Below are 7,501 nucleotides of genomic sequence, written 5' to 3' on the forward strand. Positions count from 1 at the left end.
ATATTAATTATAGCTTGTAGCTAATTAATATATACAAAATAGCTTGAAATTAGCCAACGCATTGCAATAGTATATTAAGTGACATTACTAAAAAAAAACAACCATAGACTCTCGCATCAGACGCATACATTAGGAATTAACATGACAGATCTTAGACAACAAGCACTGGATTATCACCAATACCCAACTCCAGGTAAAATTAGTGTTGAATTAACTACCCCGGCTGAGACCAGCCAAGATCTATCACTCGCTTATAGTCCTGGTGTTGCTGAACCTGTTCGTGCTATTGCTGAGAACCCTGACGATGTCTATAAATATACCGGTAAAGGTAATACGGTTGCTGTTATTACTAACGGTACGGCAATTTTAGGTCTAGGTAACTTAGGTCCAATGGCCGCTAAACCGGTGATGGAAGGTAAAGCATTATTATTTAAACGTTTTGCTGGTATTAATTCTTTTGATATTGAAGTAAAACACAAAACGGTTGAGGACTTTATTAGCACAGTAGCAAATATCGCTGACAGCTTTGGTGGTATTAACTTAGAAGACATTAAAGCACCTGAATGTTTTGTCATTGAAAAAGCGTTAATTGAACGTTGTAAAGTACCCGTGTTTCACGACGACCAACATGGCACTGCTATTGTCACCGCAGCAGGTATGATCAACGCGTTAGAAATTCAAGGTAAAGAATTGCGACACGCTAACATTGTTTGTATGGGCGCAGGTGCGGCAGCAATTGCTTGTATGGAGTTGTTGATTAAATGTGGCGCACAACGTGAAAAAATTTATATGCTCGACACGAAAGGCGTTATTCATACCCGTCGTGACGATTTAAATGAATATAAAAAATTATTTGCTAATAATACCGATAAACGTACTTTAGTAGAAGCTATTGATGGTGCAGACGTATTCGTTGGCGTATCTGGCCCTAATGTATTATCGGCAGAACATGTCAAGCTGATGGCTGCTAACCCCGTGATATTTGCTTGTTCAAACCCAGATCCTGAAATTAAACCAGAACTTGCTTTGGCAACGCGCGATGATTTAATTATCGCTACGGGTCGTTCAGACTATCCTAACCAAGTAAACAACGTACTTTGTTTCCCATTTATTTTCCGTGGCGCTTTAGATGTGCGCGCACGAACTATTAATGACGAAATGAAAATAGCTGCTGTGCATGCTATTCGTACCTTGGCGAAAGAAGTCGTGCCGGCTGAAGTGCTTGCCGCTAGTGGTACTGAAAGCTTAAGCTTCGGTAAAGATTATATTATTCCTAAGCCAATGGACTCGCGCTTACGTTCAGCTGTAGCTATTGCAGTTGCGCAAGCCGCCGTTGATTCAGGTGTTGCAGCACTAGAGATGCCTGAAAACTATAACGGTTAGTTATTTAGGTAGCTAAAAGCAAGATAGGGTGTCGGTATTGGCACTACAAATTAGGCGTCACATTGACGTCTTTTTTGATTTTAAAAGCTTATTAAATACAGACAATGGATTTCTTTGGTTTTTGAAAACTATTTATCAACAACTTTAGAATAATATGTATGCTGAAAAAAACTCCAGAGTAAATTCACAAGCAAGGCAGTTGAGCAGAGTATATGACAAAAGCAATTAAACAACGCATATCTAACATTGCCTTAGTGGTTGAAAATTACGATGATGCAATTGAATTTTATACCCAAAAGCTAAACTTCGAACTCATTGAAAATACCGACTTGGGCGGCGGGAAACGCTGGGTACAAATTTCGCCTCCTAACGCTGAAGGGACTAATATATTATTGGCGAAAGCGAGTAATGAGCAGCAGCAACAATCAATTGGTAACCAGGCCGGCGGACGAGTTTTTTTATTTCTACAAACCAATGATTTTTGGCGAGACTATGAATACATGAAAAGCCAAGGTGTTGAGTTTACAGAACAGCCAAGGGTTGAGGAATATGGCACAGTAGTCGTGTTTAAGGACTTATACGGAACGAAGTGGGATTTACTGCAATTGAATGATGCAACTTGGTATATTTAAAAAATGAATTTCACTAGTAAATACTTCAGATAATAAAAAAAGGCGCTTTAAGCGCCTTTTGTCATTTATAAACCTAATAGTTTATATCCCATTAATCTTCTGTTTCTTCTTCCATGTCAGTTTCGTATTCACTAAAGTCAGTTACACCTTGTGCTTCTAACGCTCTGCGAACACTTGCTGGTAATTTTTGTGTGTTGTCTTTAGCCAAATCACTATCGTCAGGTAACGGTTGGCCAGTAAATGCGTGTAAAAACGCTTCACATAATAGTTCACTGTTGGTTGCATGGCGCAAGTTATTTACTTGTCGGCGTGTACGTTCATCAGTTAGTACTTTTAACACACGTAAAGGGATAGACACGGTTATTTTTTTTACTTGCTCACTTTTTTTGCCGTGTTCGGCGTAAGGGTTAATATACTCGCCATTCCACTCTGCCATGAATATTCCTCTATGCTTAATTAATTGCGATAAACTTAGAAATTGCTGTTCTGGTGTACCAGTTTGCGATAAGTTTTATCTTACTAGCTGATTTTACTGGTTGTGGGGCGTGAGTCAATAACGAATGTGTAGAAGTTTAGATGTCTAAAGTTCTTGACCGCACACTTTAAAGCGTTTAGATTGATAGACGTCCAAACATCTATATAGAAAATATCCAATCTGGAGTTCACATGAGCGAGAAAAAAATAGCCACTACCGCTGTTCGAGCCGGTATAAACAGTGACCAACACCATGGCGCTGTTATTCCAGCTCTTCATCTTTCAAGTACCTATGCATTGAAAGGTTTCAATGAAAAGCGTCAGTTTGACTATTCACGTACGGGTAATCCAACACGCGCAACATTTGCCCGTGCTATTGCTGAATTGGAACAAGGTGCGGTTGGTATTGTCACTAGTACAGGTATGTCAGCCGTTCATCTTATTTGCCAGTTGCTTAATACCGAAGACACAGTAGTGATCCCTCATGATTGTTACGGGGGCAGTTTTCGATTATTTACGCACCTGGCCAAACGTGGTCAATTTAAATTAGTGGTTGTTGATCAAAACGATCAAACGGCATTAAGCGAAGCGCTTGCCAAAAAACCTAAGTTAGTCTTACTTGAGTCTCCTAGTAATCCACTTTTACGTTTGGTCGACATTGCCGCGATAACCATACAAGCCCATAACGTAGGCGCTTTAGTCGCTGTTGATAACACCTTTTTATCACCAGCGTTACAGCAACCACTCTTGTTAGGCGCTGATATTGTTTTTCACTCAACAACTAAATATATCAACGGTCATAGTGATGTCGTTGGCGGCGTTTTAGTTGCCAAAGAACAAGCATTAGGTGAAGAGCTTGCTTGGTGGGCAAACTGTATCGGCATAACAGGCTCAGCATTCGACAGTTACTTAGCTTTACGTGGCTTAAAGACCTTACCTATTCGGATGAAACAACATCAAATTAACGCTAATGCTGTCGCAGCGTTTTTGCAACAGCATTCAGCGGTAGAACGAGTATATTTTCCAGGCTTGAGCGATCACCCACAACATGAATTAGCTAAAAAGCAGCAATATGATTTTGGCGCTATGATGAGCTTTGAGATTAAAGGGGGCGTTGAAGCGGTGAAAGTATTGTTCGATAAATTAAAGTTTTTCACCCTTGCTCAATCATTAGGTGGTGTTGAAAGCTTGATCAGTCATCCATCCACCATGACTCACGCGGGTATGGAGATTGAAGCACAATTGGCTGCTGGTATAACTCAGTCATTAATACGACTTTCTGTGGGTATTGAAGATATCGAAGATATGATCGATGACCTTTCGCAAGCACTTGATGCAAGCCAAGCCTAAATCCGTTATTCAAAAGTTGGCCAATCCGTGTATTTGGTCGACCTTGATATAAGCGTATTAAAAATAATTTAAAAGTGGTGTGACAATATCAGTCAGCCTGCGGTAATAAAATGATTGATCCTAATGTAGCGGAAACGCCTAATTTGGCAAATAATAAATTGGTAAAAATTGCTAGTAATGTGCATAAATTCGGAGGCAGTAGCTTAGCCACCAGTGCATGTATTGAACGTGTAGTGGATATTATTCGTCAGCATTGCCAGATAAACGACATTGTAGTGGTATCTGCCAACGGTAGTACTACAGATGCATTGTTTGATATCTATCAGCGAGCTGTTGAACTAAAAGATGCGACTTTGCTAAGTGCTGAATACAATAAAGAAAATAATGAATTAGTAACGTTACGTGAGCAATTACTTGCCGCGCTTGCTGATTTAAATACTGTGCAAGCCACATTAATTGATGAGCTTTTAAATACCAGCAGTGCTGTCAGACTTAATGGTTTATTAAGTGATGAAATTGCAGACAGCACAAAAAAATTAATCAATGACCCTATAAGTTATCAAAATGACTTATTAGCCTTTGGTGAAGTATGGTCAGCACGTTTATTGTCAGCGGTATTAAGCGAAAGTGTTTGCCCAAGTTATATGTTAGATGCGAGGGATTTCTTGCTACTTCAAGATGAAAAAAATTGCACCATTGACTATAGCGTAAGTGAAACTGCATTCTCTGCGCTTCGCCAACAGAATAAATTAGTGATTGTAACAGGCTACATCGCACGTAATAAACAACAGCAAACGTGTACATTGGGGCGTAACGGTAGTGATTATTCGGCCACAATAATGGCAGCATTGTCACAAGCGAGAAATGTTACGCTTTGGACTGATGTTGATGGTATTTATAGCGCCGATCCTCGCATTGTACCTTCAGCGAGAAAACTACACCGTTTGCCTAATGCTGTAGCTAATGAACTTGGTCGTTTGGGTAATCCTGTTTTACATGCAAAAACCTTACAACCATTAACCAATCATAATACCCACCTACATGTTGCGAGCAGCTTTGCACCTGATATTAGCGGTAGTGAAATAGGCAAGTTTGGTCAAATAGCAAAGCAAGAGCTTTCGGTGACCAGTTTAAACGATTTAATATTAGCAAAGTCTGCTAGTTTTTTAGCCAAGTCAGGTGAGTTAGCGGCCAGTGAATTTTCACCGGTTTGTTATAACCTTGACGAAGGCTACATAGTTGTACCACAGGCACAACAAAAGTCGGTTAGCCAGTGGCTAGCAAGCCATGACACAGAAGTAACCTTTAAACCAGTGGCGATTATAGCTATTGTGGGTCATAGCGTGGCAAAGCAAGGAGATATGCGCGCTAGGTTTAAAAGAGCGCTAAAACATCAGCCCACTTTACATTTTTTACATTCTTTTAATGAGCATAGTTATATTGCGATATTACCTGAGATTTGCTCGAGTGAAGTGCTCAATAATGTTCATGCAGATATGACAAAAGACGCTAAAAACATAGCATTGGTAGTTGCTGGTTTAGGCAATATTGGTCAACGCTTTTTAACCATGTTACCTAAACAAATTGCACGTGTTTCAGGCTTAGAAAATGTTCATTTAGTTGGCTTGGTTGGCGCCAGTAAAGCGTTAATAAATACCGATGGTATAGATGTAGCCAATGCGCTTGAACATTATCAACAACAAGCACAGCAATATGATAGTGAACAATTATTAGCGTGGTTAACCAGTCACCCATACGATGAATTGATTATTGTTGATATTACACCTAGTGAAGCTTTCAGCCACTTGTACCAAGAGTTTTTTAACCGTGGCATACATGTCATTGGTGCGAATAAATGGGCTGCTTCTTCAAGTACAGAAAACTATCGACAATTACTGACAACTGCAGATAAAAACAACAGTATTTGGCTTGGAAATACGACGGTTGGTGCAGGCTTACCTATTAATTCAACTATTAAAGAGCTACTTAATAGTGGTGACAAAATTTCAGAAATTTCTGGCATATTTTCTGGCACGTTATCTTGGCTATTTCAGTATTACGATGGTTTGACACCATTTTCAACGCTGCTTAATGATGCGTTATCACAAGGTATTACAGAGCCAGATCCTCGAGAAGATTTATCAGGTAGAGATGTTCAACGTAAACTTTTAATACTCGCGCGTGCTGCTGGCTTTGAGTTATCGTTAACAGATATCGACTGCCAAAGCTTAGTACCAGAACCGCTGCGTGATATCTCATTAACCGAGTTTCTTACACGAACAGCTGAGCTTGACGAGATGTTTTTATCGCGCTTAAAACAGGCACAAGAGAAAGCTTGTGTTATTCGTTATGTAGCAAGGTTTATAAGCGACAATGGTCAGGTTGTTGCAAAGGTGAGTTTGGAAGAGTTGAGTGAAACAGATGCCTTCTCGCAGTTAACACCGTGCGATAACGTATTTCAAATTAAGAGTGAATGGTATCAGGAAAATGCGTTGATTATTCGTGGTCCAGGTGCAGGTCGTGATGTAACCGCTGGTGGCATTCATGCCGATTTGGTTACTATTTGCCAACAATTAAACCATCGTCATCAGCAAGTTAAGATCAAAGGTTTAAATTGAGGTTTAAATTGAGGTTTAAATTAAAGACTTAAATTAGAGGTCTAGACTAAGTATTTTAATTTTGACTCATTAAAAAATTGTTAGCGATAAAAAAATATTGATTGGCTTTAACTCAACCAATCAATATTTTATTGATACATCTAATTATAGTTGCTGTTAACTATGTATTAAAAAGATTTACCTATGCTAAATACTAGGTTTTCGTCACTTGTAGAGCCGGCTAATTCTTTTGAGTTAGATACAATAGCAATACCAACATCGAAACCTGAAACTTCAGTACCGTAACCTACTTCGATGTAATCACCATCAAAGTCTTTACCCCAAGTACCGTAAATAGCATAAAAACCTTCATGCTCAACAGTAGCCGATAAGAAGTCGTAGTCTTGATCTGGACCATTTTCAACTTCCCACTCACCGACGTTATAAGTCAGTGAGAACATATCGTAGCTTAAACCTAAGTTGATTTCGTTATATGAGGTATCAAAATCACCCGTGTATTGGTATGAAGTAAAACCAACGCTATAGCCTAGACCACTGTCTAGCTCTCCGCCGTAGCCACCATAAATATCAACTTCTAAACCGTCTTGAACGTCCGCCGCCCAAGTTCCAAGATAAAAGCCACTATTTTCATAATCAATACCGGCACTAGCTGAGGCTGTGTCTGTTTGTACAATACCACGGAAAATATATTGAGAAACTAGACCAACATTGGCACTTAAACCTTCTACTTCAAGTGCTGAGGCTGATGTAGAAACCAATGCTGAAGTTGCTAGAATCGTCGATAATGAAAGAGAGATAATTGATTTTTTCATGTTTTAGTCCACTAAGTTTTTATAATTGTTGTAGCTATTGCAAAGAAAGTGCCTGAGTGCCTATTTTTATATTAAATAATCATATATCAGTGCTTTACATGTTTTTTAGTTGAATTTTAATTTGTCATCAAATGTATAATTGTACTAAATTGGTGCAATTATCATCGATTGTGTGCAAAAAAGGGCATCGTTTGATGCAAGTATTCAATATTTAATGCTTATTATACTGAAA

6 protein-coding genes are annotated in these 7,501 nt (G+C 39.0%); 4 read left to right on the top strand and 2 right to left on the bottom strand.

Annotation, left to right across the window (positions count from 1 at the left end; all coding sequences use genetic code 11):
- Positions 1–141: 141 nt before the first annotated feature.
- Together H4J50_RS17955 and H4J50_RS17960 are read left to right on the top strand one after the other, a co-directional pair.
- Positions 142–1,383, top strand: coding sequence for a malic enzyme-like NAD(P)-binding protein (locus H4J50_RS17955; RefSeq protein WP_182257564.1), 1,242 nt, complete (start codon positions 142–144; stop codon positions 1,381–1,383).
- A gap of 212 nt (positions 1,384–1,595) precedes the next feature.
- Positions 1,596–2,015 carry a VOC family protein gene (locus H4J50_RS17960; protein WP_182257565.1) on the top strand — a complete coding sequence of 140 codons (420 nt, stop codon included), beginning with the start codon at positions 1,596–1,598 and terminating at the stop codon, positions 2,013–2,015.
- A 91-nt stretch (positions 2,016–2,106) separates the two neighbouring features.
- Here the strand turns inward: H4J50_RS17960 and metJ are convergent, their stop codons facing one another.
- A complete protein-coding gene (gene metJ / locus H4J50_RS17965) occupies positions 2,107–2,451 on the bottom strand; it encodes a met regulon transcriptional regulator MetJ (protein ID WP_108454752.1) in 345 nt (114 codons plus the stop codon).
- A gap of 230 nt (positions 2,452–2,681) precedes the next feature.
- Between metJ and metB the strand changes: the two genes are divergently transcribed.
- Positions 2,682–3,839: a cystathionine gamma-synthase gene (gene metB, locus H4J50_RS17970; RefSeq protein ID WP_182257566.1), complete on the top strand. Its 1,158-nt coding sequence runs from the start codon at positions 2,682–2,684 to the stop codon at positions 3,837–3,839.
- Positions 3,840–3,949: 110 nt separating this feature from the next.
- Positions 3,950–6,457 carry a bifunctional aspartate kinase/homoserine dehydrogenase II gene (gene metL / locus H4J50_RS17975; protein ID WP_182257567.1) on the top strand — a complete coding sequence of 836 codons (2,508 nt, stop codon included), beginning with the start codon at positions 3,950–3,952 and terminating at the stop codon, positions 6,455–6,457.
- A gap of 167 nt (positions 6,458–6,624) precedes the next feature.
- On the opposite strand, the gene H4J50_RS17980 is transcribed toward metL, so the two are convergent.
- Complete coding sequence (locus H4J50_RS17980; RefSeq protein WP_108454755.1) at positions 6,625–7,269, bottom strand: TorF family putative porin; 645 nt, start codon at positions 7,267–7,269, stop codon at positions 6,625–6,627.
- Positions 7,270–7,501 lie beyond the last annotated feature (232 nt).

Origin of the sequence: Colwellia sp. 6M3 (assembly GCF_014077595.1) — a bacterium.
Taxonomy (GTDB): Bacteria; Pseudomonadota; Gammaproteobacteria; order Enterobacterales; family Alteromonadaceae; genus Cognaticolwellia.